The organism is Streptomyces sp. NPDC058051, assembly GCF_042885475.1.
Classification (GTDB): Bacteria; Actinomycetota; Actinomycetes; order Streptomycetales; family Streptomycetaceae; genus Streptomyces.
Window position 1 is genome coordinate 361,295 of the sequence record NZ_JBHVRW010000006.1, and the last position, 24,935, is coordinate 386,229.

17 protein-coding genes are annotated in these 24,935 nt (G+C 68.1%); 2 read left to right on the top strand and 15 right to left on the bottom strand.

All coding sequences use genetic code 11. From position 1 onward, the window contains the following. Nucleotides 1-4: 4 nt before the first annotated feature. The 6 genes from ACFVUT_RS13430 to galE all read right to left on the bottom strand — a co-directional run bounded on the left by ACFVUT_RS13430 (nucleotide 5) and on the right by galE (nucleotide 10,559). Nucleotides 5-808: a rhamnogalacturonan acetylesterase gene (locus tag ACFVUT_RS13430; RefSeq protein WP_389660376.1), complete on the bottom strand. Its 804-nt coding sequence runs from the start codon at nucleotides 806-808 to the stop codon at nucleotides 5-7. Continuing rightward, nucleotides 798-5,354, bottom strand: a complete 4,557-nt coding sequence (locus ACFVUT_RS13435) for a glycosyltransferase (protein ID WP_389660379.1) — start codon at nucleotides 5,352-5,354, stop codon at nucleotides 798-800. The genes ACFVUT_RS13430 and ACFVUT_RS13435 overlap by 11 nt, the downstream gene beginning before the upstream one ends. Further along, on the bottom strand, nucleotides 5,351-6,592 hold the full coding sequence (locus tag ACFVUT_RS13440) for a CDP-alcohol phosphatidyltransferase family protein (protein WP_389660382.1): 1,242 nt from the start codon (nucleotides 6,590-6,592) through the stop codon (nucleotides 5,351-5,353). The genes ACFVUT_RS13435 and ACFVUT_RS13440 overlap by 4 nt, the downstream gene beginning before the upstream one ends. A 183-nt stretch (nucleotides 6,593-6,775) precedes the next feature. Continuing rightward, nucleotides 6,776-8,305, bottom strand: a complete 1,530-nt coding sequence (locus ACFVUT_RS13445; RefSeq protein ID WP_389660385.1) for a hypothetical protein — start codon at nucleotides 8,303-8,305, stop codon at nucleotides 6,776-6,778. After that, nucleotides 8,302-9,402 (bottom strand): hypothetical protein, encoded by a 1,101-nt coding sequence (locus tag ACFVUT_RS13450; RefSeq protein ID WP_389660388.1) that lies wholly within the window; start codon nucleotides 9,400-9,402, stop codon nucleotides 8,302-8,304. The genes ACFVUT_RS13445 and ACFVUT_RS13450 overlap by 4 nt, the downstream gene beginning before the upstream one ends. Before the next feature lie 146 nt (nucleotides 9,403-9,548). Continuing rightward, nucleotides 9,549-10,559 (bottom strand): UDP-glucose 4-epimerase GalE, encoded by a 1,011-nt coding sequence (galE, locus tag ACFVUT_RS13455; protein ID WP_389660391.1) that lies wholly within the window; start codon nucleotides 10,557-10,559, stop codon nucleotides 9,549-9,551. Nucleotides 10,560-10,739: 180 nt separating this feature from the next. Between galE and ACFVUT_RS13460 the strand changes: the two genes are divergently transcribed. Beyond that, the gene (locus ACFVUT_RS13460; RefSeq protein ID WP_389660394.1) at nucleotides 10,740-11,846 is read left to right on the top strand and encodes an LCP family protein; all 1,107 of its coding nucleotides are present in this window, start codon (nucleotides 10,740-10,742) and stop codon (nucleotides 11,844-11,846) included. A gap of 39 nt (nucleotides 11,847-11,885) precedes the next feature. Further along, nucleotides 11,886-12,287, top strand: coding sequence for an NTP pyrophosphohydrolase (locus ACFVUT_RS13465; protein ID WP_389660397.1), 402 nt, complete (start codon nucleotides 11,886-11,888; stop codon nucleotides 12,285-12,287). Between the two features lie 53 nt (nucleotides 12,288-12,340). Here ACFVUT_RS13465 and ACFVUT_RS13470 read toward each other — a convergent pair whose 3' ends face one another. The 9 genes from ACFVUT_RS13470 to ngcE all read right to left on the bottom strand — a co-directional run bounded on the left by ACFVUT_RS13470 (nucleotide 12,341) and on the right by ngcE (nucleotide 24,474). Next, on the bottom strand, nucleotides 12,341-13,852 hold the full coding sequence (locus ACFVUT_RS13470) for an amino acid permease (RefSeq protein ID WP_389660400.1): 1,512 nt from the start codon (nucleotides 13,850-13,852) through the stop codon (nucleotides 12,341-12,343). Between the two features lie 160 nt (nucleotides 13,853-14,012). After that, nucleotides 14,013-15,941 carry a 1-deoxy-D-xylulose-5-phosphate synthase gene (gene dxs, locus ACFVUT_RS13475; protein WP_389660403.1) on the bottom strand — a complete coding sequence of 643 codons (1,929 nt, stop codon included), beginning with the start codon at nucleotides 15,939-15,941 and terminating at the stop codon, nucleotides 14,013-14,015. 213 nt (nucleotides 15,942-16,154) lie between these two features. After that, entirely contained in the window at nucleotides 16,155-17,471 is a 1,317-nt protein-coding gene (locus ACFVUT_RS13480; protein ID WP_389660406.1) for a sugar ABC transporter permease, read from the bottom strand. Then, nucleotides 17,468-18,262, bottom strand: a complete 795-nt coding sequence (locus ACFVUT_RS13485) for an ATP-binding cassette domain-containing protein (RefSeq protein ID WP_389660409.1) — start codon at nucleotides 18,260-18,262, stop codon at nucleotides 17,468-17,470. Before ACFVUT_RS13485 ends, ACFVUT_RS13480 begins: the two co-directional genes overlap by 4 nt. A 168-nt stretch (nucleotides 18,263-18,430) precedes the next feature. After that, a complete protein-coding gene (locus tag ACFVUT_RS13490; RefSeq protein ID WP_389660412.1) occupies nucleotides 18,431-19,528 on the bottom strand; it encodes a substrate-binding domain-containing protein in 1,098 nt (365 codons plus the stop codon). 123 nt (nucleotides 19,529-19,651) lie between these two features. Next, on the bottom strand, nucleotides 19,652-20,851 hold the full coding sequence (locus ACFVUT_RS13495; RefSeq protein WP_389660415.1) for an ROK family protein: 1,200 nt from the start codon (nucleotides 20,849-20,851) through the stop codon (nucleotides 19,652-19,654). A 191-nt stretch (nucleotides 20,852-21,042) separates the two neighbouring features. Beyond that, complete coding sequence (locus ACFVUT_RS13500) at nucleotides 21,043-21,960, bottom strand: carbohydrate ABC transporter permease (protein WP_389660417.1); 918 nt, start codon at nucleotides 21,958-21,960, stop codon at nucleotides 21,043-21,045. 91 nt (nucleotides 21,961-22,051) lie between these two features. After that, a complete protein-coding gene (locus ACFVUT_RS13505; protein WP_389660419.1) occupies nucleotides 22,052-22,975 on the bottom strand; it encodes a carbohydrate ABC transporter permease in 924 nt (307 codons plus the stop codon). A 50-nt stretch (nucleotides 22,976-23,025) separates the two neighbouring features. Further along, nucleotides 23,026-24,474, bottom strand: coding sequence for an N-acetylglucosamine/diacetylchitobiose ABC transporter substrate-binding protein (gene ngcE / locus ACFVUT_RS13510; RefSeq protein WP_389660421.1), 1,449 nt, complete (start codon nucleotides 24,472-24,474; stop codon nucleotides 23,026-23,028). Nucleotides 24,475-24,935: the final 461 nt, after the last annotated feature.

The window sequence follows — 24,935 nt, forward strand, 5'->3', positions numbered from 1 at the left end:
ACTCTCAGTTCGAGCCCAGCGTGCGCGTCTTGGTCAGCTCGGCATGTGTCTCCTCGTCGAGCCAGGTCACCCACTCCGGAGGAAAGTCCCGGCGGTCGAGGTTGACGGCCCAGTGCGGCGGAATGATCCGCTGCTCCACCAGCGCGTAGGCGACGTAACGCGCGCACGCGATGGCCCCTTCCGGCGTCATGTGACCGGGGTCGTGGAAGCCCTCCGGGTAGTTCGGGTGTTCCTGCGGTTCGAGATGGATGAAGAAGGGGCGCACGCCGTGCGGTCCGAGCTCCTCCCACCAGCCGTGGCTCTGGTCGTAGAGATTGATGTACGGGACGCTGCACTCGACCGCGAGGTCGCGCATCGCCATCGGATACTCCGTGATACTCCGCGGCATGTTGCCGTGCACATCGTGGGTGTCCCGTTCGGGCGGGCTGACCAGTACCGGGTGGGCGTTGCGTGCGCGCGCCCCGTCGACGAACTTCCTCAGGTGCTGCGGGAAATCGCCGTACGCCTCCGTACCGAGCCACTCCTCGGGTTTCGCGTCATTGATGCCGAACGAGGTGAGCAGATAGTCGCCGGGACGGATGTTCTGCAGGATCCAGTCGAGCCGGCCCCGTTCGCTGAATGTCCGGGCGCTGGCCCCGGCCCGCGCGCAGTTGACCACTTCCACGTCGGAGGTGAAGAAGAAATGGAGCACCTGGCCCCAGCCCGCCATGGGCGCTTTGCTCGCCTCCCGGGTCACTGCGGCCGAGTCACCCGCGAGGAAGATCCGGCAGGGCTGCCTCTGCGCTTCGGGGTTCCAGTCAGACTGCACGGTCCCACCCACCGTCGTTCGTGCCGTGGCTCATTTCGTGCATGGCCGTGCCGTCGGATCCGGCCAGGCTCCGCAACCCCTCGTGGTCCTGGCGTGCGCGCGGGAGCGGCAGAGCGGCGACGGGTTCCGCAGGGCCGAGGTCGGCGGCGCTCGCCGTCCCCAGCGCGTCGATCGCCGCGTAGACGCGTGCGCAGTTGCCGTCGCCACGGTGTGCGAAGAAGTGCTCGGCACGCTCCCTGTAGGGGCTCTCGACCGTGAAGCTCCTGGTCATGGCGGCGATGATCTCGTCGACCGCCTGGTCGACGCTGCGGCAGACCGGGCCGAAGCCGTGCTCCGTCAGATCGAAGTAGCCCCGCTTGTAGTGCCTCCCGTAGAAGTCCTCCTCGTCGAAGGGCACGTAGACGAGCGGGATCCCCATATAGGCGACGTCGAAGAAAACAGAGGAATAGTCCGTCACCATGAGGGAGCATTCCTTCATGGCTTCCTGGACATTACGTGTCTTCGGGTCTGCGACCTCGATCGCCTCGGAATCGATCCGGAAGTTGTGCAGATACGGACGGATTTCGTAGTGCGGGAAGAACTCCAGGTCGACACCGAATTTTTCCAGGGCCGCGGCGAGCCGCCGGTCGGACAGCAGCGAGCGGTAGAACCGGAAGTACTCGGACTGGGTGAACGCCGTCTTCGCCGGGCCCGCTGACTTCTTGTAGGAAGCCGTCACGATCCACTGCCGCCACGTCGGCATGAGCAGAATGCGCGGGCGCTTCCTCGGCTCGCGGCTCAACGCGTCGAATCGGGGCAGACCCGCCAGCACCGCGCGGTCACCGAAGCCCGCCTCCAGCGCGAGGTACTCGCGCTCCTGGCGCCCGGTGGTCACGATCATGTCGTAACTGGTGATCCGCTGGTCGACGCCGGAGGTCACGTCGTTGTAGATGATGCCGTGCTGCAGGAAGACACGCTGGTACTTCAGCAGCTCGCCGAACCGGTGCAGGAAGAGCACCTTGCGGTACCCCTCGGGCAGCAGATACGACTCGGAGTCGTACGATCCGATGAGCTTGGTCGCGTGCAGCAGGTACATCCGGTGCTTGAACGAACCGAGCTTGATCACCCTGCCGTAGCGGGCGACCTTCCGGTAATCGGGGGAGTTTCCGTCGATGACGTAGTACGCCTTGCGGCGCTTGCGGTGAGTACGCATCCACTTGAAGAAGTGGTACGAGTTGTCCTGAGCCGTGTCCGACCGCTCGCCGATGAGCCAGATTTCGCGGGAGTTGAGAAACGGGTATACGAGCCAGTACGCCAACCGCATGCGCCAGCCCGGATTGCGGGTCTTGAGAATGCGTATTTCACGGGCCATCCGCCACAGGGCGTGCTTCGCCCGCGCGCCGGTCTTCCGGCCGACGAGGCGGAAGTGAAGCGCCTCCTGGCCTCCGATGGTCAGCATGTAGGGGTGCCCGGCGATGCGGCCCGGCCCCTTGAGACGGTGCAGCGGAAGCCGTGCCTTCATGACGACGTTGCGCTGCCGCGAACCGTCCGCGCGATACACCCGGAGCCGGAAGTCGCCGACACCGAAGCCGCCACGCGCGAGATCCGCGACCGGGATCTCCGCGTACCAGCCGGCGTACAGGTCCCGCCCGTTGCGGGAGTTCCACAGATCGCGGCGGGCGACCTGGCGCAGCGGGACCGCGATCTTGGCGTGCGCCGTCTGGTAGACGAACTCCAGCACGTTCTCGACCGGGCCGTTGATGTCCATGCCGGGGAAGGCCAGACATCCCTCCACGACCAGTACGTCGCCACGGGTACGGACCGATTCCACCACGACGTTGGGGTCGTTGACGCGGGCGGTCCGGGTGTTCTGAACGCCTCCGTCGAAGGTGCGGTAGAACCCGTCGTCGTCGACCTCCAGCGCCAGAGCGGCATTCTCCAGAGCGGGTTCCGGACTGCAGAAGAGCTCGAAGTTCCCGCTCTTCGCCGCGTAGTGGTCGAGCTGCTGGGCGGGGTTGGTCGCGTATTCGAGGATGACCTCGTCGGGGATCTGCGCGTAGTGGCGGCAGATGTCCGGGAACATCTCCTGGAGCTGCGCCCGGCCCATGACGTTACGGGCGTTGCAGAGGAAGCCCTTGTACGTACGGGTCGCGTACCGGTGGAACATCTGCCGGATGTCGGCCCGTTCGTCGGCGGTGTAGTCCAGCAGGAAGTGGTTGAGCCGCAGGTGGTCCCGGTAGTTCGCCGGCTTGCTCCAGAGGGAGTCCATGATGGAGGAGCCGTCGGGGCGTCCGCGGTAGTAGTACACGGGCTCGTCGACCAGGCTGATCGCTTTCGCCCGCAGCAGGCACGGCAGGGTGACCCAGGCGTCCTCGAAGTGGACTCCCTCGCCGAAGCGCACGCCCAGCCGTCGCAACAGGTCCGTGCTGAACACCTTGTTGCACGCGGATCCGCTGAAGATCAGATCGGGTACCGAGGCGAAGTCGTCGATGCGCCGGTCGCCCTTGCCGAAGTACTGCTTCCACGGGCCGTACGGCCGGTCGGGGAAGTTCACCAGGTCCCCGACGACGACCTCGGAGCCGTCCCGCCACGCCGCCTGCAGCATGTGGGACAGGGCGCGCTCGCCGAGGATGTCGTCGGAGTCGAGGAAGGTGACATAGGGCGCGGTGACCTGGTCCAGGCCGTTGTTCCGCGCGTTTCCGAGGCCCCCGTTGACCTGGTGGACGACCGTGACATTGGCGTAGTACCGCGCGAAGTCGTCGAGGATCTGCGGCGTCGCGTCGGTGGCGCCGTCGTCGACCAGGATGACCTGGGTGGCGGCGAAACCCTCCTGTGCCGCGATCGAGCCGAGGCAGTCGTCCAGGTACTTGGCGACGTTGTAGCAGGGCACGACGACGGCCATCTCGAAGGGGTGGTCAAGGGTGGCGATCGGCGGATGGATCCGGTCGCGCCACCACATCCACGGCGCGTCGGGGTCGTTCTGCGCGGACTCGAAGGTCCGGCGGCCGGCCGTGGCCGCTCTCAGGGCGAGGTTGCCGCTGACGGTGCGGTAGCCCTCCAGCTCCTCCTCGTTCGCCACGAAGGTCAGCCCGGAGAGTTCGACGTCACGCACGTTGAGCGGGGACCGGGACCTGGCGCGGTTCCACTCGACGATGACGGACACGTTCCAGACGGTGCTCTCGGAGAACGCGTCGCCGAGCACGGACGGCAGATCGACCGTGCCGCCGAAATCGACGAACCGGTCGTCGACCCCGGTGCGGGCGAGCGGCACCGTGACGTCCTTCTTGGAGTGCCTGTTGCGCACGGCCAGGGTCAGCTTCAGGTCGTGACCGGACTCGATCCGCCCGAAGCGGTTGACCAGCCTGCCCTCGAAGCGGAGCTTCCCGTCGTCGACGGACCACGTGTCGAGCTGGGCGAAGAGAGGTTCCTGGGCCAGCTTCTCCGCCGACAGGCCGAGCACCGTCACGTCGAGCATGCGCCGGGCGTCGGGCAGGTGCAGATGGTCGCCCGACCAGTACACCCGTCCGTCCTCCTCCACGAGGAAGGACGACAGCACGCTCTTGCGCTGCATGTAGTCGAGCGTGGTCAGCGCGGCCTCGATCTCCTGGTACATGACGAGATAGGCCCGGACCCGGTCGACCGGGTCGCAGAGTTCGAAGGCCTCTTCGCTGATCGAGAAGAGGTAGTTGCTCGCGATCTCGGCGAACCCCTGCTGGAACTCCGGGTCGCCCTCCGCGAGCGCCCGCATGTACAGGCGCAGGTCGTGCGCGAGGAACTTCGAGTCCTTGCGTACCTTGAGCTGCCAGTGGCCGCGGTCGATGAGGAACGCGTCCGTGGCGCGGTGCACCGCGACCCGGTCCCTGATGGAGCGCAGTTCGCCCGTGCGGCCGGTGATCGATCCGCCGTCGGATTCCCATATCCACCGGTACACCGGCTCGGTGATGACGGTGATGCCCTCGGCGAGGCAGCCCGCCACGGTGGAGAAATACGTGTCCTCGTAGAACACGCCCTCGGGGAACCAGACCCCGCCGTCCCGGAGGAAGTCCACCCGGTACAGTTTCGCCGCCGCGATGGGGTCCGTGAGCATCAGCGGGAACTCCACGAGGCTGGGCACGGTGCGCCCCATGGCGTACACCTCCGGGGCCCATCCCTCGCTCTCGCCGGTGGCCCGGTTGACCCGGACCGCCTTGCCCGCGGTGATGTCGCTGCCGGTCTCCAGCGCGCCGGCCAGCAGCAGTTCGCAGGCGCGGGGCGGCAGTTCGTCGTCGGCGTCGAGGAACATCACGTAGCGGCCGGCCGCCTGCGCGATGCCCAGGTTGCGGGGCGCGCCGACGCCGCCGCTGTTCGTGGGCCGGCGCAGCACCCGTACGCGCTGGTTGTTCCCGGCGAAGTTCCTCACGACGTCGAGTGTGTTGTCGGTCGAGGCGTCGTCGACGATGACCACCTCGACCAGTTCGTACGTCTGGTTGACCGCCGACTGGAGAGCCTTGCCGATCGTCGTGGCCGCGTTGTAGGCGGGGATGACGACCGTCACCCAGACGTCCGGCGTGTCCTGTTCGAGGTTCATCCGATGGTCTCCCGGTCGCCCGGATGTCCGTGCTGCGGGGGCACGGTGTAGGGGGCGTACAGCGGCTGCCCCTGGACCGGTCGGTCGTATCCGTGCGCGGGTGGCTGCTCGTACGTCAGCGGCTGGGTCTGCTCCATCGGCGACGGGTCCTGCCGGCCGTACGACGTGTAGGGCTGCGGGTACGGCTGGAAGCCGGGATCCTCATCGGCCTGCGGAGTCAGGAACGCCGGGTCGGCGAGCGGATCGCCCTGCACCCCGCGGCGGTGCCGGCCGCGGTGGAGGTGGGGAGCGATGGAGCCCGCGTTGGACGGCGCCTCGGTCAGTTCGGCCATCACCTGCGTGAAGTCACGCGTGGAGAGCCAGAACTTGTACATGATGATCAGCTCGAAGATCCCCAGGAGGATCGCGGAGACCATCGTGGTCCAGAGGATCTGCCCGATCAGCGGCGCCACGATGAAGACGAACATCTGGAACTCGATGCCGCTGATGAGATGCGGCCTGATGCGGCTGCGCAGCAGTGCCTGCCGCACCCTGCGGTACCAGGGGAAGCGGTGGCGGAACTGGGCGTGCAGGTCGACGACCTGGCCGGAGCCCGCCTGCTCCTTGATCGTCTCCGCCTCGGCCTCGGGATTGTCGCGCAGCAGGTCTTCCATGAACCGGAGCTGCTCTGCCTCGGGTTCGGCCTCGACGGCACCCGCGGCAGCGCGTTCGGCCTCCTTGCGTTCCCGGGTGACCTTCTCGATCTTCGTCCGCATCGACATGCGCATCTTGTAGATCTGCAGGGCGTCGACGTACCGGAGCATGTCGAGGAAGACGACCATCAGCGCGGCCAGCAGAAACCTTTCGTCACCGTGCCGCAGGTACTGACCGCCCATCAGCGCGAGGGCGCAGAACAGGACGCGGATGCGGTCGAAGACGTAATCGAGCCAGCCGCCGAAGACGGTGCCGTTGCCCTTGAGCCTCGCGAGCTTGCCGTCGATGCAGTCGAGGATGAAGCTCAGGTGGTAGAGGGCCGCCCCGATGACGAGGGACCGGGTGTCGCCCTTGAGGAAGAAGCCTGCGGAGCCGAGCCCCACGAACAGCGCCGCCCACGTCACGCGGTTGGGCGTGATGAATTTGAACCGCGCCATGACGATGAGCATGCGGGTGGCCACGGGGTCGACCAGGATCACCGTCCACCAGGCATCACGCTTCTTGCAGGTGAGCTTCTGGACAGCACGCAGAGACAGCTTGGCCATAACCCCTCAGTCACGAGAACGACAGCGACTAGGCCCCCGTCCATGCACTCGCAGGCGTGGGTGTCCGGACATTCACGAGACTCCCCCGCATCCTTCACATGAAAGATTCACAGACTTTATCAATAACTGAACAGATTTCAGCCAGTGCAACGTCTAAAAATGATCACGGCCGACGACCGAATGTCACACTGTGTACCAGCGGTCGAAGTCGAAGCCGTCCGAAGGTGACTCTCGGTGAGAAATGGCGAGCTGTGCACCCGCTGTGACCGCGGCCAAAGTGACCAAGCCGGTATGTTTTCGGACGGCTGCGGTCAGCCTGCCCGACTCCGCGCCCAGCTCGTTCCACCACACACCCGCGTCGGCCCGGCCCTCCGCGTACGCCCCGACGGCACAACCGCCACCGGAACCGGACCGGACCAGCAGGGAGTACGCCCAACCGTCCTTCTGCACACCACGGACACCGGTGACGGGTCCGTCGCCGTCGGTCCCGCCGAGCGGCACCGGGGCCGTCGCGCCCGGCCACCAGAGACAGGGCTCGTTGGTCAGGAGGTCACGGAAGACGAGCGTCCCCGGTTCGGGGCCGGCCGCCATCGATCCCGGACGCGGCGAGAGGGGCACGGTCCTGTCCTCGGTCCAGGCACCGTCGGGGCCCGTGCGGTACCACCGGACCACCGCCGCGGAGTCCCGTGCCCGGGCGAGGAGTTCGACCTCGCCCCGGGCGGTGGTGACGGTGACGAGCTCGTCCGCGACACGGACGCCCCGCAGATGCTGCCACGGAGCCCAGACGCCGTCGGCGCCCTGATACCGGTAGCTGACGCTGTGCCCGAAGTTGCGTGCGAAGACGACGAGGCCGCCCGCGGCATCGAACCCGGCCGCCGGGAAACCGACCTCGCGGCCCCTGTGCCGGTTGCCGGGGTTCGGACTCCCCAGGGAGTGCCAGGGGGTGAGCGGGCGTCCGGTGCGGTACTGCGCGGCCCGCACGATCGAGACCTCGTCGCCGCCGCCCTTGAGGCCGGTCCGGCGCAGCGCGAAGAGATGCGGGAACCCCTGGAGGTCGCGGACCACCCTGAGGCCGGGCATCAGCCTCGGGCCGGGCAGCAGTTCCGGACCCTGCCAGGCGGCGCCGCCCGGCTCGGACTGGGTCCACCGCACCACACCGGCCGCCGAGGGCTGGAAGGCGGACAGCCGGCCGTCGAATCCCTCGGTGAGCCAGTGCGCCGTCCGCGGATAGCGCAGCGTCGACGCGGTGCCGAACCGCTCGTCCGCATCGGCGCGACGGCAGTCGACGAAGACCGGGGATCCCGACTCCAGCTGGTAGTCACGCACCGCCGAGAGCGCGTCCAGCGCCACGGCGGCGTGCTCCTCCGGCACGTCGTACACGGGGACGTCGCGTTCCTCGTCGTACCCGACATGGACCGGATCGGGATCCTGCAGGCACACTCGCCGCGGGCACAGCGCACGCAGTTCGCGCAGCAGCCCCGCCGCGGCGCCGCCCTCCTGCATGCCGACGGTCTTCGGGGCGCCGACGATCCGGCAGCCGCGCCGGCCCGCCTCCGCGAGCGCGCGGTCCAGCGCGGCGCGTCCGTCCTTGTCGTCCTCCGCGACGCAGAGCACGCCGATCTCGGCGCCGGGCTCCTCCGCCGCGACCAGGGGCACGGCATCGCGGTGCCGCGCGACGACGACCGCCACCCGCTCGGTGACCGCGGCGCTCATATCCGGCTCCAGTCGCTGAGGGTCAGCCCCTGGCCGTCCTGCTGCCGCGCGACGGCCGGCCGGCCGTCGGGGCCGACGGCGGCGACGACCAGCCTGCCCCGGCCGTCCGCGGCCAGCGCGGGATCCCCGGCACAGTTCATGCCGGTGCCGGTCCACCACACTCCGCCCTGTTCGCCCTCGGTCGGACAGACGCCGAGGTTGACCGTGCCGTCGGCGCCACGGAGCGCGAGCACCGTGCAGTCGTAGCCGTCCACCGTCGTCCTGAGCGCGGCGATGCGCCCGTCCCCCGGGGCGCCGCCCAACGGCAGGGGCCAGTTGCCCGCCCGGAAGGCGACGACACCGCCGCCCCGCGCGTCCGTCAGGTAGTACGTCAGTCGGCCCGGGGCCGTCTCCAGCGCGGTCACCGATCCCGGCAGGGGGACCGCCCCCACGTCGTAGCCGCGCTCCAGGGCGCCGCCGGGCTCGGACTGCCGCAGATGGAGTGCGGCGGTGCGGGTGGGGACGAGAACCTCCACGAGGCCGGACGAGGTCGCGGCGGGTGCCGGTGCGTCGGTGCCGCCGGCCACCTGGAGCTGGGTCCAGGCCTGCCACTGGCCCCGCTTGTCCTCGCGGCGCAGGGCGACGCCCCCGGATCCCGTCGGGACGCAGACGTGCAGGGCGCCGTCATGGGCCACGGCGGCGGCCGGAACCCCGACCTCCACCGCCTTCTCGATCTCCTTGAACGGATTGCCCAGCGAGCGCCACTGGGTCAGCGGGCGGCCCGTCTGGTACTGCGTGGCGCACATGATGTCCACGTTCGTCCAGCCGTCGGCCCGCGGGCGGACCCGGCGTCCCAGCAGATGGGCGTACCTGTTCGGCCCCTGCACCACCACGAGTTCGGCGATGTCCTTCGCGGGGAAGACCGTCGGCCCCTCCCAGCGCCGGTCGCCGGGAGCGCTCTCCGTCCACCTCAGCACCGCACCGTCGGTGTGCACATAGGCGGTCAGCCGGCCGTCGTGTCCGATCAGCAGCCACGGGCCGCTCCGCGCGTCGGCGGACGGCGCGGTGGCCGCGGGCTCGTTCCGCTGCCCGGATTCGCGTAGGGAGGCGCTGCGCATCGTTGTTCGTCACCCTCCCTGGTGGCAGGCCCGTGGTGCGCGGGCTTCGGATCGAGACATCATAAACAGGCGGAGAAACGATTAAGCAGGCATATCCGTGAGGCGCGGACGACAGGCAGCGGGTGCCGGAGACCGCGGAGAAACGATCAAGCAGGCATATCCGTCAACCGCGGACGGCGAGCGGCGGGGTGCCGGAGACACCAGCCCTCCCACGCCGACTCCACCATCGCGCGGACGTCGCGTCGGGCGGACCAGCCCAGTTCGGCACGGATCCGGTCCGCGGAGGCGACGACCCTGGCCGGGTCTCCCGCCCTGCGCGGGGCCGTCACCGGAGCCGCCTCGGCCCCGTACCCCGTCACCTCACCGATCAGTTCGATCATCTCGCGCACCGAGACGCCTTCGCCTCGGCCGATGTTGACCGTCAGGTCCGTGCCCGGCTCCCGGTCGAGGAGCGCACGGGCGGCCGCGAGGTGGGCCGAGGCGATGTCGTCGACGTGGATGAAGTCACGTACGCAGGTGCCGTCCGCGGTGGCGTAGTCGTCACCGAAGACGACCGGGGCCGAGCCCTGCGTCAGCTTCTCGAAGACCATGGGCACCAGGTTGGACACGCCGGTGTCGGCGAGCTGCGGGGTGGCCGCACCCGCGACGTTGAAGTATCGCATCGAGGCGGTGGCGATGCCGTGCGCCTTCCCCGCGGCGCGCACCATCCACTCGCCGGCGAGCTTGGTCTCGCCGTAGGGATTGATCGGGGCGCACGGAGTGTCCTCCGTCACGAGCGGTACGTCGGGCATGCCGTAGACGGCCGCCGAGGACGAGAAGAGGACGGCGCGCACGTCACTGCCGGCCACCGCTTCCAGCAGGGTCTGCAGACCCTGCACGTTCTCGCGGTAGTAGTGCAGCGGGCGCTCGACGGACTCGGCGACCTGCTTCTTCGCCGCGAGGTGGACCACACCGTGCACCGGGATCTCCGACAGGGTCTCCTTCAGCCGGGCCTCGTCGAGCGTGGATCCCCGCACGAACGGCACGTCCGCGGGAACCCGGGAGCGGTCGCCCGTCGAGAGGTCGTCGTACACGGCGACCGATTCGCCGGCCTCTCGCATGGCACGCACCACATGTGCGCCGATGAAGCCCGCCCCGCCCGTGATCAACCAAGTCATGGGCGAATGATAGTTCGAGATGCCCAGGTCACCATTCCGGCTACCAAAACACCCATTCGCACGATCCTCTGTTCTATAGTGCTCCGTCAGTCATGCATACACGGACCGGCCACACCCCCCACCCGAGTCCCACGCACTTCACCGCCCATCCCGGGCCATGAGATTGAGGACTCGACCACGATGAGCCACGACCCCATGCCGACGGGCACCCGGGACAACCGTCCGGACGCGCATGACGGCGGACGGAAGCGGCGAGGCGCGCCGCGCAAGCGCCGCCGCGGCCTCAAGATCACCCTGGGCGTTGTCCTCGTGCTTCTCCTCGCCGGCGGGGGCACCGTCTACTGGCTCTACAGCAGCCTCGACGGGAACATCAAGGGCGTCGACATCGACAAGGCGCTGGGTGACGACCGCCCCGAGAAGCTGCCGACCAGCGGTCAGAACCTGCTGGTTCTCGGCTCCGACTCGCGGGCCGGGGCCGAGAACAAGGAGCTGGGTGGCGGCGGCGACATCAGCGGCGCCCGGTCCGACACCGCGATGGTGGTGCACATTCCCGAGGGCCGCACCAGGGCCGTCGCCGTGTCCATACCCCGTGACACCCTGGTGACCCGGCCCGAGTGCACGAAGGCCGACGGTTCGACCGTGGCGTCGGCGAACCGTGTGATGTTCAACTCCGTCTACTCGCAGGTCGGTCCGGCCTGTGTGGTCAAGACCGTCGAGGCGATGTCCAAGGTCCGGATCGACCACTACCTGGAGATCAACTTCGCCGGGTTCAAGGATCTGGTCGACGCGATCGGCGGCGTCACCGTCGATGTGCCGCAGGACATCCACGACACGTCGTCCGGCCTCGACCTCACAGCGGGAGAGCACAAGCTCGACGGCACCCAGTCGCTGGCGTACGTACGCACCCGGCACGGCATCGGGGACGGCAGCGACCTCGGCCGCATCGGGCTGCAGCAGCAGTTCCTGCTGGCGCTGCTGAGCGAGGTCAAGTCGCAGGACCTGCTGGGCAGCCCGACGAACACGTACAAGATCGCCAACTCGGCGACCAAGTCGCTCACGACCGATGACGGCCTCGCCTCACTGACGTCGCTCTCGAAGTTCGCCCGCTCCATGCACGGTGTCGATCCCGCCTCGATGGAGACGATCATGCTCCCGGTGGCGTACGACAAGGTCGATCCGAACCGGGTCGTGGCCTCGCAGCCGCAGGCCAATACGCTGTGGAAGGCGATCCGCGAGGACGCCGAGATCCCGGAATCCGCGAAGAAGTCCCCTGCCACCGGCGGCTGACGGGCCCGCGCCGCAGTGGGCGCATGGCACCCTTCGGGGATGCGGAGCGATACGACCCTGGTGATCGTCGACTCGGCCAATGTGGTCGGGTCGGTACCGGACGGCTGGTGGCGGGACCGGCGTGGTGCCGCCGTACGGCTGCGGGACTCGCTGGTCCCGTTCGCCGCCGACGGTCCGGCCGCCGTTCCCGGCCCCGTCGAACTGGTCCTGGTTGTCGAGGGCGCGGCCCGGGACGTCGACTCGGTGCCCGGGGTACGGGTGGAATCGGCGCCCGGCAGCGGTGACGACCGGATCGTCGAACTGGTCGCCGCCGCGATGTCCCCTCCGGCGCCCCGCGTCTGCGTGGTCGTCACCGCCGACCGGGAGCTGCGGCGGCGGGTGGAGGCGCACGGGGCGCGGTGCCTGGGCCCCCGGACGGTACGGCCGCCGCGCACCGGCTGAGCCGGTGCTGCGGCCGGACGCCGCGAGCCGGTGAACCCCTCCCGGTCGCGGCGCTACGGACGGCGGGCGGACTCGTTGATCCGGCTGTGCCCGCGCCCGTACGCGAAGTAGATGACCACGCCGATCGCCATCCAGAGGCCGAACCGCAGCCAGGTCTCGGCCGGCAGATTGAGCATCAGCCAGACCGAGGCGGCCACCGAGAGGACCGGGATCACCGGCACCCACGGGGTGCGGAACGCACGGTGCAGATCGGGGCGGGTGCGGCGCAGCACCAGGACGCCCAGGGCCACGACGACGAACGCGAAGAGCGTGCCGATGTTCACCAGCGTCGCCAGTTCGTTGATGCTCGTGAAGCCGGCGACGATCGCGATGATGACGCCGAGCAGGATCGTCGGTCGGTACGGCGTGTGGTAGCGGGGGTGCGTCACGGAGAAGAACCGCGGGAGCAGCCCGTCGCGGCTCATGGCGAAGAACACCCGGGTCTGCCCGAGCAGCAGGATCAGGCAGACCGTCGTGAGGCCGATCGCGGCGCCGAAGCTGATGAGTCCGGCGTAGACGGGATGGCCGACGGCCTTGAACGCGTCGGCCAGCGGCGCCTCGACCGACAGGTCGCTGTAGTGCTGCATCCCCGTGACCACCAGCGACACGGCGACATAGAGCACCGTGCAGATGAAGAGCGAGGCCAGGATGCCGCGGGGCATGTCGCGTTGCGGAACCTTGGTCTCCTCGGCCGCGGTGGCCACCACGTCGAAGCCGATGAAGGCGAAGAAGACGACGGAGGCGGCGGTGAAGACGCCCATGACGCCGAAGTTCGTGGGTGTGTAACCGAACATCAGCTGGAACAGCGGCGCGGTCAGTCCGGAGCCGGCGGGCTGCGGCTGCGCCTCGGGGATGAAGGGCGTGTAGTTGGCGGCCTTGACGAAGAACAGTCCCGCGATGATCACGATCAGGACGACGGCGATCTTGATGGCGACCACGATCGAGGTGACCCGGGCGGAGAGCTTCATGCCGAGCACCAGCACGACGGTCAGGACGAGCACCAGGGCGAAGGCCAGGATGTCAAAGCCGAATCCTTTCGCCACGTCGGTTCCGGACAGCACCCCGGGCATGCTCCAGCCGAAGTTGTCCATCAGTGAGCGGACGTATCCGGACCAGCCGACCGCCACCACCGCCGTGCCGAGTGCGAACTCCAGCACCAGGTCCCAGCCGATGATCCAGGCGACCAGTTCGCCGAGCGAGGCGTACGAGAAGGTGTAGGCGGAGCCGGCGACAGGGACGGTCGAGGCGAACTCGGCGTAGCAGAGCGCGGCCAGGGCGCAGACGACGCCCGCGACCACGAAGGCGAGGGCGGTCGCGGGGCCCGCGGTCTCCTTGGCGACCTTGCCGGTGAGCACGAAGATGCCGGTGCCGATGATGACGCCCACTCCGAAGACCGTGAGGTCCAGCGCCGAGAGGGTCTTCTTGAGCGCGTGCTCCGGCTCCTCGGTGTCACGGATGGACTGTTCGATCGATTTTGTCCGGAAAAGTCCATCACCGCGAGATGGTGTGTCCTGCTGGGCGGTCACCGGCGTACCTCCACGCACTCGTCGTATACGCCATGATCAGGACCACGCCGTGGGCACAGTGCCGCTCACGGGGCGATTTCATGCGAATGGGCCGGTCGGACCACCCTGCAGGGTGGTCCGACCGGCCCATCGGCGGTGGCGCGCGCCGGGGTCCGGCCTGTCAGTCGCGGACGGGCTCGATCACGGAGGCGCTGTCCGTGCCCGTCCCGTAGCGGCCGTCGAGCTTGGCGACCAGGCCGGTGACCTGACGGGCGATGTCCGGTGCCGTCAGCCCGATCTCGGCCATGACCTCCTTGCGGGAAGCGTGGTCGAGGAAGCGCGGCGGGATGCCGAAGTCGCGCAGCGGTACGTCGACTCCCGCGTCACGCAGCGCCTGGGCGACGGCGGAGCCGACGCCTCCGGCCCTGCTGTTGTCCTCGACGGTGACGACGACCCGGTGCTGCTCGGCGAGCGGGGCCATGGCCTCGTCGACCGGCTTGACCCAGCGCGGGTCGACAACCGTCGTCGAGATGCCCTGGGCGTCCAGCAGGTCGGCGATCTCCAGGCACATCGGGGCGAGTGCCCCGACGGAGACCAGGAGGACGTCCGGCCGGGTGGTGCCGGGCTCACGCAGGACGTCCATCCCGCCGACCCTGCCGACCGCCTTGACCGCCGGGCCGACGGCGCCCTTCGAGAAGCGGACCACGGTCGGTGCGTCGTCGACCTCGACGGCCTCGCGCAACTGGGCGCGGACCTGGTCGGCGTCGCGCGGGGCGGCGATCCGGAGCATGGGCACGCACTGGAGGATCGACATGTCCCACATGCCGTTGTGCGAGGCGCCGTCGGTGCCGGTGACGCCGGCCCGGTCCAGGACGAAGGTCACACCGCACCTGTGCAGCGCGACATCCATCAGGACCTGGTCGAAGGCGCGGTTGAGGAAGGTGGCGTACACCGCGAAGACGGGGTGCAGCCCGCCGGTGGCGAGGCCGGCCGCGGAGACCGCACCGTGCTGCTCGGCGATGCCGACGTCATAGATCCGGTCCGGGAACTCCTTCTCGAACCCGGTCAGGCCGACCGGCTGGAGCATGGCCGCGGTGATCGCGACGATGTCCTCGCGCTCCTTGCCGAGCTTGACCATCTCCTCGCCGAAGACCGAGGTCCAGTCGAGGCCCGAGGTGGCGACCGGGAGGCCGGTGTCGGGGTGGATCTTGCCGACGGCGTGGAAGCGGTCGGCCTCGTCGAGCAGGGCGGGGGTGTAGCCGCGGCCCTTCTCGGTGAGGCAGTGCACGATGACGGGGCCGCCGAAGCGCTTGGCACGCTGGAGCGCGGACTCCAGGGCCTCGATGTCGTGGCCGTCGATCGGGCCGACGTACTTCAGACCGAGGTCCTCGAACATGCCCTGCGGGGCGATGAAGTCCTTCAGCCCCTTCTTGGCGCCGTGCAGCGTCTCGTACAGCGGCCTGCCGACGACGGGGGTGCGCTCCAGCAGGTCCTTGCCGCGGGCCAGGAAGCGCTCGTAGCCGTCGGTGGTGCGCAGGGTCGCCAGGTGGTTGGCGAGACCGCCGATGGTCGGGGCGTAGGAGCGCTCGTTGTCGTTGACGACGATGACGAGCGGGCGGTCCTTGGCGGCGGCGATGTTGTTCAGCGCCTCCCAGGCCATGCCGCCGGTGAGCGCGCCGTCACCGATCACCGCGACGACGTGATCGTCCTTGCCCAGCACCTCGTTGGCCTTGGCGAGGCCGTCGGCCCAGCCGAGCACGGTGGAGGCGTGCGAGTTCTCGATGACGTCGTGCTCGGACTCGGCTCGGGAGGGGTAACCGGACAGGCCCCCCTTGCTCTTGAGCTTCGAGAAGTCCTGGCGGCCGGTGAGGAGCTTGTGCACATAGCTCTGGTGACCGGTGTCGAACAGCACCTTGTCCTTCGGCGAGTCGAAGACCCGGTGCAGGGCGATGGTGAGCTCGACCACACCCAGGTTCGGGCCGAGATGGCCGCCGGTCTTCGACACGGCGTCGACGAGGAAGGTCCGGATCTCTTCGGCGAGCTGGACCAGCTGCTCGGGAGTCAGCCGGTCCAGGTCACGCGGTCCACCGATGCGGGTCAGCAGGGCCACCCGTGCCTCCTTGCGTTTCGAGCTGGTCGAGCATGCCGATCCGATGAGTCTAGTGTTCCGTCCGCCGTCGCAGGCATCGGGCGGGGGTGTGCTGCCACACCCCCGGTACGCACGACGGTGCCCGGCGCCTGGATCGCGGCGCCGGGCACGTGGTCGGACGGGCGTGCCGCCAAGGGTTTGCGGGGAATCAAGGTGTTGCTTCCCCGCAAGCCCTCAGGCGCGGCCTGCGGTCTTCTGCGTACGGCGGGACACCGAGTCGATGACCACGGCGGCCAGGAGGACCGCACCGGTGATCATGTACTGGATGGCGTTGGCCATACCGATCATGTTCAGGCCCTGCTGGATCGACTGGATCACGACCATGCCGAGCAGCGCGGACCAGACCTTGCCCCGGCCGCCGAAGAGGCTGGTGCCCCCGATGACGGCGGCGGCGATGACCAGCATCAGGGTGTTGCCGCCGCCGATGCTCTTGGTGGCACCGCCGGAGAGGCTCGCGATGAAGAGTCCTCCGAAGGCGCCCAGCGTGCCGGACAGCGCGAAGACGGTGATCCGGATCCGGTCGACGTTGATACCGGCCCGGCGCGCGGCCTCCGGGTTGCCGCCGACCGCGAAGACCTGCCGTCCGAAGCTGGTGCGCCGGGCGACGAAGTCCGCCACGACCAGGACCACGAGGAACAGCACCAGCGCCAGCGGAAGGCCGCGGGCACCGTCGGGCTCGTTCAGGACGTACGCGACGACGAAGCACAGGATCGCGACGACGGCGGTGCGCAGCACGACCTCGGCGACGGGGCGGGCGGGCAGGCCGGCGGCCTTGCGGCGCTTGCTGTCCACCAGGAGGGAGGCGGCGTACGCGAGGACGGCGACCAGGGCGAGTCCGTAGCCGACGGCCTTGTCCTCGAAGAAGTAGTTCGTCAGGTTCTCGACGGTGCTGCCGGAGGGCGTGTTGATCGAGCCCTCTCCGCCCATCATCCAGTCCTGGAGACCGCTCCAGCCGAGGAAGCCCGCCAGGGTGACGACGAAGGCCGGTACACCGATCTTGGCGAAGAAGAAGCCGTGCACGGCGCCGAGAGCCATGCCGGAGAGCACGGCGGCGAGGATCGCCAGCCATTCGTTCCAGCCGTGGTTGACGTTCAGTACGGCCCAGACAGCCGCGCCGACACCGGCGACGGAACCGACCGAGAGGTCGATCTCGCCGAGCAGCAGGACGAAGACGATGCCGACCGCCATGATGCCGAGGCCGGAGCTGTAGACCGCGATGTTGGCGACGGAACTGGCGGAGAGGAAGTTGCTGTTCTGGAACTGGAAGACGATCGCGATGACGATCAGGCCCACGAAGACGGGCAGCGAGCCGAGCTCGCCGCCGCGCACCTTGCGGGTGAACTCCGACCAGTAGCCCTTGAAGCCCTCCTCGCGCACCAGGAGTCGCGGATCGACCGCGGGTATGGGCGCCGCCGACGGCTCGGCGGCCGTCGCCGCCCCGGGGGCGGACTCCTCGGTGGAGGTCGCGGGGGTCTTGGCGAGGTCGCTCACTTCGCCACCTCCTTCGTGGACGTGCGCGCCTTGCGACGCGTGACGGCATTGTCCGTGGCGCCGGTGATCGCGGCGATGATCTCTTCGTGGGAGGTGCCCGCGACGTCGAAGACACCGTTGTTGCGGCCCAGCCGGAGGACCGCGACCCGGTCCGCGACAGCCTGTACGTCGGCCATGTTGTGGCTGATGAGGATGACACCGTGGCCGCGCTCGCGCAGGCGCTCGACGAGGTCGAGGACCTGGGCGGTCTGCTCGACACCGAGGGCCGCGGTGGGCTCGTCCAGGATGACGACCTTGGGGTCACCGATCAACGCGCGTGCGATGGCGACGACTTGGCGCTGACCGCCGGAGAGCGCGGCGACCGGGATCCGGACGCTCGGGATGCGGATCGACAGGGTGTCCAGCAGTTCCTTGGCGCGCCGCTCCATCGCGATCTCGTCGAGGACGGACACCTTGCGCAGTTCGCTGCCGAGGAAGAGGTTGGCGACGACATCGAGATTGTCGCAGAGGGCCAAGTCCTGGTAGACGGTGGCGACTCCGAGCTCCTGGGCGTCGTTCGGCCGGTTGATGCGGACCGTCGCGCCCTCCCACTCGATGGCGCCTTCGTCGATGGGGTGGACGCCCGAAATGGTCTTGACGAGGGTCGACTTGCCGGCGCCGTTGTCGCCGACCAGGGCGACCACCTCGCCGGAATGAATCTCCAGGTCCACATCGGTGAGCGCCTGGACGGCGCCGAACCGCTTGGAGACTCCGCGCAACGCCAGCACGGGCGTAGCGGACACGTGAATCATCTCCTTCGCCGCCTGACCGGCGGGGATGGTGCTGCTGAGCAGAGGGGGGTACGAGAGAAGTCCGGCCCCCGCCCCCGCTTGCGGGGCGTTTGTCGGGGCGGGAGCCGGACCGGCTTGTGGCGTGCCGGGCGGGGCCCGGCAGACGTCCTCAGATGCTGCCCGCGGGTGCTACTTGATGCCGGCTGCCTCGCAGGCCGCCTTGTACTCGGGGGTGCAGATCTCCTCGGCCTTGTAGACCTTGTCCGCGATGATCGTGGAGGCGATGTTCTCCTTGGTCACGATCTGCGCGTCGTACAGCTTGGACGGGGTTCCCTTGAACTCGCCCGAGAGGCTGTCGACCTTGGTCGGCGTCAGGGACTCGAACGACTCGCCCTTGAGGAGCTTGACCGCGATCTCGGCGGTCGTCTCGGCCTCCGGCTTGATCTGCTTGTAGATCGAGAAGGCCTGGTCGCCCTTGAGGATGCGCTGGAGACCGGCGAGCTCGGAGTCCTGGCCGCCGACCGGGACCTTGAGGCCCCGGGTGTTGAGAGCGGTGATGATGCCGCCCGCCATGCCGTCGTTGGCGGAGTAGACGCCCTGGAAGCCGTCCTTGCCCAGGGAGTCGATGGCGGCGTTCATCTTCTTGTTGGCCTCTTCCGGGGCCCACTCCGGGATGTCCTGCTCGTAGACGACCTTCTTGACCTGGGTGTCCAGGACGGTGTGGGCGCCCTTCTTGAAGAACGGGGCGTTCGGGTCGGTCGGCGAGCCGTTGATCATCACCACGTTGCTGTCCTTGGCCTTGGCGCCGAGCGCCTTGACCAGGGCCTCACCCTGCAGCCGGCCGATCTTCTCGTTGTCGTACGACACGTACGCGGAGATCGGACCCTCGGCGAGCCGGTCGTACGCGACGACCTTGACGCCCTTCTTCTCCGCCTGCTGCACCCAGGACTTGGTGGCCTTGTAGTCCACGGAGTCCAGGATGATGACCTTGACGCCCTGGGTGACCAGTGCGTCGAACTGCTTCTTCTGGGTCTCGCTGTCCTGCGCGGCGTTGTTGTACTTGACCTTGCAGTCGGCGCAGAGCGCGGTGATCTTCGCCTCGATGATCGGGCGGTCGAACGTTTCGTAACGCGTGGTCTTGTTCTCCGGGAGCAGCAGACCGATGGTCTTCTTGTCGCCGCCGGAGTCGCCCTTTCCATCATCGCCCGCCTTGCCACAGGCGGCGAGGGAGACGGCCATGGAAAGGGCGGCCGTGCCTATGACGATGCGTCGCGTCGTTGCGTTCATTTCGGGTGTGCCTCCCTGACGAGGCCGCGACGGTGCGGCCGAGGTGGCTGGAAGTCAACTCGGCCGTGACGCCAGCGTCAAGGAGTAAATTCTTAACGAGATGACAACGGTGCCATTCATTATCTAAGTGAAGGCAGGGGAGGCCGTCGACAGCGTGCTTTCCAAAAGGGTTGAATCCCCCATCTCGCTCAGCACGAGGGCCAGCGCGCCCAGCACCTCGGCCCGGCCGCCGAGCGCCCCGGGCAGCACCGACAGCTGCCTGGCGGCACTGGGGATGGCATAGCGGGAGACCGAGTCGCGGATCGGCGCGAGCACCAACTCGCCCGCCTCGGCGAGCGATCCGCCGAGCACCACCCTGCTGGGGTTGAGCAGATTGCAGAGGTTGGCCACACCGCTGCCGATGTACCGCCCGACGTCCCCGATCACCCGGCGGCATCCCGGATCGCCGCCGCGGCCCAGCTGGACCACCCGTTCCATGGTCAGGTCGGGCCCGTGACTGGGCTGGAGCAGCGGCAGGACGTACCGTGCGGCCGTGAACGTCTCCAGGCACCCCCGGTTGCCGCAGCGGCACACCGGGCCCGATTCGTCGAGCGTGATGTGCCCGATCTCGCCGGCCGTGCCGCCCGGTCCCCGGTAGATGTGCCCGTCGATCACCAGACCGGCGCCGACACCGCTGGCGACCTTGATGTAGGCGAGATCCCTGACCCCTCGGCCGCTCCCCCAGACCAGCTCGCCGAGCGCCCCGAGGTTGGCGTCGTTGTCGACGTAGACGGGCACGCCGAGGCGGCCCGCGAGTTCGTCGCTGGGGTTGATGCCCGTCCAGCCCGGCAGGATCGACGTGGAGCCCAGCGTGCCGGACTCGACGTCGATCGGGCCGGGAACACCGAGGCCGACCCCGATCACCTTGTCCGGGCCGATCCCGGTCGTCTCGATCAGCCGGTTGACCAGCCGCTCCGCCCGTCCGAACCCCTCCGCCGCCGAGGCGTCGACATCCATCGGCTCGGACTCCTCGGCCAGCACCTGGTGGGCGAGGTTGCCGACCGCCACCCTCAGGTGCGTGTGCCCGAAGTCGACGCCGATCACGATGCCCGCGTCGCCGCTGAGCGAGACGCTGCGGGCCCGGCGGCCCCCGGCGGACGTGGGGGTCACCTCGACGGTGCCGCCGTCCTTCAGTTCACGAACGATGTTGGAGACGGTGGCCGCCGACAGGCCGGTGCTCCGCGCGATCTCCGCCTGGGTGAGCGAACCGGCCATGCGTACCGCGCGTACGACCCGCTCAAGGTTGGCGCGATGCAGTGATGTCTGCGACCCCGGAGTCTCCATCGACTCTCTCACTCCTGCCGTTTTCTCTAACATGTGAACTCTAAGCTGAGCGTTTTGGGGCACTCCTCGTCAAGACCTTGAGCATGCGAAGCCTCGGATGAGCAGTGGCCGCGCCGGGACGGCCGCACGGACGAACCGCCCACCGGCGCTCGGCCGGTGGGCGGTTCGTCCGTGCGCAGGAGGGACGGGCGCTACTTCAGCGCACCCGCGGTGAGGCCCGCCACCACCTGGCGCTGGAAGACGATGTAGGCCGCGAGGACCGGCAGCATCGCCATCACCAGTCCGGCGAAGAGACCGGACCAGTCCCCCTTGTACCCCTGGCTGTTGGCCAGCTCGACCAGCCCCTGCGAGAGCACCCGGTGGCCCGGATCGGTATTGAGCACCGTCGGCAGCATGTACTGGTTCCACTGCCCGAGGAAGTTGAAGATACCGACGCTGATCAGGCCGGGCTTCGCCATCGGCAGCATCACCTGGAAGAACGTCCGGGTGTGCGAGGCCCCGTCGAGCATCGCCGCTTCCGCCACCGAGCTGGGCAGCGTCCGGAAGAACGAGGTGAGGAAGAAGACGGTGAACGGCAGCGAGTACGCGATGTAGACCAGGATCAGTCCGTGCCGCGTGTTCAGCAGGCCCACGTTGTTCATGACGAAGAACAGCGGGACCAGCGCCAGGATGATCGGGAAGCTCATCCCGCCGATGAACAGGTAGTAGATGAAGCGGTTGCCTGGGAAGTCGAACCGCGCCAGGACGTACGCCGCCATCGACCCGAGCAGCAGCGTGCCGACGAGCGAGCAGCCCACCACCACGACGGTGTTGAAGAAGTAGTCGCTCATGTGCGCCTGGCTCCAGGCGCGCGACCAGTTGTCGAGGTGCAGCTGGTCCGGCAGCGCCCACGGCGTCGACAGGATCGAGTCGTCGGTCTTGAACGACGACATCACCGCCCACAGCAGCGGCAGGACGACCAGGATCGCCCAGATGATCAGCACACCGTGCGAGAAGACGTTGAGGACGTGGCCCTCGCCGCTCTTCGCCTCGGCGGCCGGCGCGGGCTCCTTGGACACGGGGGCCGGGTCCGCCTCCGGGGCCGCGGGAGCGGTGTCAGTGGTCTTCACGTGTACTCACCTCGTACTGTCGAGCCGGGCGCGGAGGCCGACCGGTGGTGCCTGCTGGGGGTCCGGGGGCCGTCTCCCGTCGATCGCCGCATCAGAACTCCAGCCGTTCGCGCCGGCCCAGTCGCAGCACGATGGCGGCGAAGGCCATGGTGACGACGAGGAGTCCCACGCCGATCGTCGTCGCGTATCCGGCCTGCCCGTCGCGGAAGGCCGTCTGGTACACGTACAGGGGAAGGACCGTGGTCGAGTAGTCGGGGCCACCGGGGCCCACGGTCATGACCTGTACGGCGGTGAACGCCTCCACGCCGAGGGCCAGGATGCCCATGTAGACCCAGCCCGACTGCACCGTGTCCCAGAGCAGCGGCAGCGTGATCCGGAAGAACGTCGTGAAGCGGTTGGCGCCGTCGAGGAGCGCCGCCTCGTAGAAGTCCTTCGGAATGGACGCCATCCCGGCCGAGAAGAGGACGACGAAGAAACCGACCGTCGACCAGACCAGCACGGCCATGACACAGACGAGCGCGAGGTTCGGGTCACCCAGCCAGTCCGGCTGGATGGATCCCAGACCGATTCCCTTCAGCGTCGCGTTCAGCATGCCGCTGCGCGGGTTGAAGGCGAACTGGAAGAGCAGGGCGACAATGACGATCGAGAGCACCTGCGGGAAGAAATACGCGATCTTGTAGAAACTCGACCCGCGCACGCCGGAGATCGCGGCGTTCTTGCGACGCCGGCCCCCGACATTGAGCATGAAGGCGAAGAACAGCGCCAGACCCAGCGTCACCAGCGGCAGCAGCAGCACCAGCAGTACACTGTGCTGCAACGACTTCCAGAAGATGTCGTCCTTCAGCATCCTCGTGTAGTTGTCGAACCCGACCACCTTGAAGTCCGGGCTCAGGCCGGTCCAGTCCGTGAACGAGTAATAGATGGACTGGATGAACGGCCAGATGACGAAGACCGCGTACAACGCCAGTGGGACCACCAAGAACCCCACGATGAAACGGTACTTGCCGTGCTGCATCGTTTACCGACCCCGATCTTTCCGCGGGTGCCGCCGCTGGTGACGGTTGCTCACTGGTGCTTGTAGTGCTTGATGGACTGGTTCTTGGCCGCCTCGTCGGCGAAGGCCTGGATCTTCTTGATGGCTTCCGCCGGGGTCGCGCGACCGGCCATCATCTCGCCGATGCCGGCGGTACCGATCTGCTCCTTCTGGAGCTTGGCGTACCAGTCCTGCAGGCGCGGGTTCACCACGTTGTCGCCGGCCTTCTTCAGCGCGTCGACACCGGCCTGCATGGCCGTGGACAGGGTCAGGCCGTCGGTGCCGCCGTTGAAGGCGCTGAGCGACTTGACCTGCTTGGTGAAGTTCTTCGAGGACTCCTCGGAGAGCATGATGCGCAGCTGCTCCATGCCGCCCTCGGGGTTGTTCGCCTTGGCCGGGACGATGAAGGGCTCGCCGCCGGAGGCCCAGATGGTGCCGAACGGCAGCTTGTCGGACGAGTCCAGGCCGGACGGCGCCGCGACCATCATCTTGAAGTCCTTGGGCGTGGTCGGCGCCGCCTCGTTCTCCACCCACGAACCGTTCGGGATGAAGAGCGCCTTGCCCTTGGTCCACTCGGTCTGCGACTGGATGTGGGTCAGTCCGGGGGTGCCCTTGAGGATGTACCCCTTCTGGTACAGCTCGTAGTACGCCTCGAACGCCGCCTTGACCGCGGGGTCCTTCCAGGCGTTCGGCTCCAGGTTGTCGATCCTGTCGAGAACCTCCCGGCCGCCGATCTTGGCGATGAACGGGTAGAGCGAGAACGGCAGGTAGTACGGGTACTTGCCGGCGTACGTCCAGCCGGCGATGCCCTTCTTCTTCGCCTTCGCGCAGAGGGCGAGCATGTCGTCCCAGTTCTCGGGGTACTGCGCGTCGAGGTTGTCGAGCGCGGTCTGCGAGTACCAGACGCCGTACACGGTGTACGCGTAGTACATGATCCAGACCGGGTCGCCGTCGAACTGGCCCATCTCCAGCACACCCGGACGCAGCGTGTCGCGGACCTTCTTGCTCGGGTCGTCGATGGACGGGGCGTCCATCAGCGGCGTCAGGTCCAGCAGCTGCTTCTTGCCGACCAGGACACCCATGTCCATCTGCTCGGCACCGGAGTTGTCGATCAGGTCCGGCGGGGTGCCGCCGTTGAAGCGCGGCTGCAGCTGCGACTGGATCTTCTGCGTTCCGGCGTGCTTGACCTTCGGCGCCTTCGGGAACGCTTCGTTGTACTTCTTCTCCGCGTCGATCGCGTACTGCTGGCCGAAGCCGCCGTCGAAGATGACGACTTCGAGCGGAGCCGTCTCGTTGACGCCGAGCGGGTTCGCCTTGCTGGTCTTGCCCTTCTCGACCTTCTTGTCGCTGCTGCTGTCACTGCTCGCACACGACGACAGGAAGCCCATCGTCGGGACGGAGATCAGACCGAGTGCGGCAGATCGCTTGATCACATCGCGACGGCCGAGGCCCTCATTCTTGTGGGCGGAGGTGGATCCCATGCTCAAGTCCTCGCCTTCTCCAGGACTCAGGCGGTGTGTACCGGTCGCCCGTCGAAACTCGCCTCAGGCGAAGGGCCCCGCCACCGCGTTCAGTTGCGCTTGGGTCGTGCTGATTTCAGGCTAGCCACATGCAGTGAGGGGCTTCAGGAAGATCGGACAACGGATACGCGTAGCGTGCGCTCCTTGACCGTTTCCCCCGTCCCCCTGGTCCGGGCCGCCGGAAAAAAAGCGGTGCGGACGCCGACAGGTATAGTCCACTCCCGGCCGACTGAGCAAGATCGAATGCAAGGTTGAACAGGAGTCTTTCCCGAGTTGAGACCTCGCGGAAACCTGGATCCCGCACGCCTCGGCCCGGGTATAACGATTCCCGCATTACGGTCGATTCGACCGGTGATTCACACGCAACACCCTTGACACATCGCGACACTTGGCTCCCTACTGGACCCTGCGCATCTTCATGA